Annotated in this window: 1 protein-coding gene and 1 pseudogene; one reads left to right on the top strand and one right to left on the bottom strand. The window is 58.0% G+C overall.

What is annotated here, in order from left to right; translation table 11 throughout:
* Window positions 1-1,319 (top strand): annotated as a pseudogene (locus L995_RS33765) (hypothetical protein); the annotation flags it as partial.
* Between the two features lie 627 nt (window positions 1,320-1,946).
* On the opposite strand, the gene L995_RS34645 reads toward L995_RS33765, so the two are convergent.
* On the bottom strand, window positions 1,947-3,366 hold a 1,420-nt coding region (locus tag L995_RS34645; RefSeq protein ID WP_047471056.1), incomplete at its 5' end, for an AAA family ATPase.

Here is a 3,366-nt window from a genome sequence, read left to right as displayed (position 1 = left end):
TTCAGCCATTCAGCCATTCAGCCATTCAGCCATTCAGCCATTCAGCCATTCAGCCATTCAGCCATTATATACCATTTTGCAAGGCTGTATTGTGCATTGCAATAATAATTGCATTTATTTCTCCAAATAATTCATTCGCAGAGAAAATATTTGTGACGCCTGGATCTTTGGCCGGTTATACCTATTACCCGCCAGAAAAGAAAAATGGAGGCGGTGGCGGCGGAGGTGGTGATGATTCAACGACCTTGCAGAGATGTTTATTCACGGTGAGCGAGGCTGATAAAACCGTGACCGTAAATCCCGAAAAACTCTACGATTATGAGAAGCCAATTCAGATGCAGTACACGATTGTTGGTGGAGACGGTGGCGGAGGGTTTGCAGGTGGTGGTGGCGGTTCGTCTGCGATACTTTTGAATGGTGCAGCTGCTGTGGTCGCTCCTGGTGGAAATGGTGGAGAGAGGGCGAAGGAGTTGAGAGGACGAATCGCTATCAATGCCAAGGACCGGATTCGATTTGTTATTGGCGGCGGTGGAGGAGGGGGTATTTCCTACTCTGACAGCTTTGGCACCAACGTGCTCGTGGGAGGAGGTGGTGGTGCTGGATGGCAAGGTGGTGGGGCAGGCGCATCACACGTGAGCGAGAGCATCTCCTACACAGACAACAAGCAGGCGGCTGGTAAAGGCGGTGGAAGCGTGCCAGGGCAGGGTGGCTATGTGCAGGGGGGCTTGTCGGGGACATCAGGTATTGGTTCACAGGCAGGGGTTGCGACCTATCCGGATGGTGCAAGCAATAGCTATGGAACGGATAACAATAGAGAGTATAAAAATCTTGGGCAAATAAGTGGCGGTGTAAATACTTTTAGACTTCAAGAGCCCCAGATTTCAAGAATTCCTGCGACGGCCTTGCGCCAGGGGTCCATGTCCAGGCCATTTTTCAAAACATATACTCCGAATTACTATGTCGATTTGCCTACAGCGGTAGTCAACGGGGTATTCAGAAAATTACCTAATGTTGAGCAGTTTGTTGTGATTTACGGCGGTGGTGGTGGGCAGTCGGGCCGGTCTGGTTTTCCTGGCTCGTTCATCATTGGCGGGTGTGACCGATGCTTCGGTTATGGCTATGGAATATCATACACATTCAGGGGGAAAACCAATGAATATTTTGACAACACTGGGATAAGTGGTCCAACTATCGAGAGTTTGCAGCCTCCAACGTTAGATCTAAATTTAACGAGGCCATTTGTTAATGACGATCAGCCTGCGAATCCTGGACAGGTCGCAATTAGTTATCAAGCGCCGGTGTGTGGCTTGCTTGAGTGAAAAGCACTATCTATTAAACAAATTATGAGATTCAACGCACATTCTAAAAACCAAGAAGCGAAGGTAGATCTGGATGCTGACCAGCGCCTCGGGCTGTGGAGATCGAGGCCTTGGCAGCACCGGGCGCTGTATCGTTGGAACGTCTTCTTGGCCTATGCGGGCGGGCTGGTCACGGCCAGACATGTCTGGGATGCCTTGCGCCATCCTCACGAGGTGATCATGTTGCCGTTGCGTCCGCCGAAGCGCGGGATGATTTTTGTGTGTCCTGCGGCTGTGCGTGAGTACACGGAGATGTGTGCTGCAAGCAGCACGGACGCGAGTGCTAAAAGCGTAGCGCTGGAACGGCCTGAGAAGCCACTCAGCGGGAGGGAAAAAGTTCAAACGGTTGACAGTTTGGAGCGCAGCACATAGAGTCCGAACCGTGCGTCAACGAGGAATCTTCTGAACATAAATGTCCGCTCAGTTAGTGATCGCTACGACTGTGAGCCCCATCAAAGCTCACTTTTTTTAGAGATCATCTAATAGATACGATGTATATTATGTTAAATCACAGTTGCGATTAGCATTGTCCAAACCCAGGTAAGGCACTCTTCCTGCACCAGGCCTGCCTGTCTTCCGCCTCTTTTTTCAGCTGTTCAACCCTCTTCCCAGGCTCTCCAGTTCCTGCCTCAACAACAACTCCGTCTCCTGCGGTTCGAATTGGCGTTGCAGCAGCGGGATGGTGAAGACGTAGCGTGCGTCGTGCACGCCGTGGGTTTCATCGCGGCGCAGGACGTAGGCCAGTTGCAGGCGGGCCAGGGATCGGCGCAAGGCCTGGGCCTGGCCGGTGGCGCCGTGGGCCTGGACCAGGGCGTCGAGCGCGGTCAGGCTGGTGTGACCTTGCTGGGCCGTGTGATAGACGGCGATGCGGTCCAGGCGGCAGGCCTGTTCGTCGGTGCTCAGGCGGCCCCAGCCGACCAGGGCATCCTGTACGGGCTGGGATTCCAGCGCCTGGCGCAGGTGGCGCTCTTCGATCACGCGTTCGTCGGGCCCCAGGGCTTGCAGGCATTCCTGGCAGAGGATGGCGACCAGATTGGCCCGCTTGCCGCTGGCCTCGATCAGGCGTTCGGCCAGGGCGTCGTTGGCGTAGCCCACGCGCAGCCTGCGCAGCGGCTCGGTGGCCAGTGCCTGGCAGGCGGATGGCTCCAGGCCGCCGATGGCCAGGATGTCGCCGAAGTTGCGCAGCGGCGACTGGTAGTCGAGCAACGCTGCCGCATAGAGATCCCAGAATCCAGCCAGCATGAACCAGCAACGGCCCTCCTCGCTGAGCGCGCGCAAGGCGCTGAGCTGGGGATAGCCGTTGCGGGCCTCATCGCGGAAGAACAGGTCGGCCTCGTCGATCAGCAGGTACAGCCGCCTGCCCTGCGATTGCGACTGCAGGTGTTCGATGATGGCCTCCAGCGGTGTCTCCACGGGCAGGCCGAACTGGGTGGCCAGGCGCGGCGTAAGGCGGTGGTCGCGCAGCGAGAGGTAGTGGCAGGCAATGGACGGATGCTCCTGCAGGCGCCGTTGCACGGCCTTGAGCAGGCTGCTTTTGCCGAGCTGGCGCCCTCCCACGACCAGGTAGTTGGCCGGTTCGCGGTTGAGTACGCGCGCCAGCAGGCGCTCGCGGCCGAAGAAAACGTCCTCGCGCGTCACGCCGCCGCGCGTCTGGTAGGGCGAGATGCGCGTGACCTGCAGCTGCGCGGCCAGCAGCCGCAGCAGCACCTGCGCGGGCTCGCCGCCCATCAGCCATTCGGTCTGACCGGGGCTGTCCAGCACTGCGTGCAGATTGGCGCGGTCCTGGGCATGGCGCTGCAGCAGCGGCATGGGCGACTGCGGATGGTGCGGGCTCACGATGAGCACCACATCGCCGCCGGTTTGCAGCAGGCGCAGCTGGCGCACAAGTTCGCCCTCTTCCAGTTCTTCCAGTTGCTCTGGCAGCGCATAGACCAGGCAGCGGCCCAGGGCGATGGGCAGGTCCGGCGGCAGCGTCCATTCGAACATGCCACCGGACACGGGCACGCGG

The sequence above is a fragment of the Delftia sp. ZNC0008 genome (genome assembly GCF_000799035.1).
Classification (GTDB): domain Bacteria; phylum Pseudomonadota; class Gammaproteobacteria; order Burkholderiales; family Burkholderiaceae_C; genus Comamonas; species Comamonas tsuruhatensis.
The sequence above is the reverse complement of the archived record's forward strand: the minus strand, read 5'-3'. Positions and strand labels throughout refer to the sequence as shown.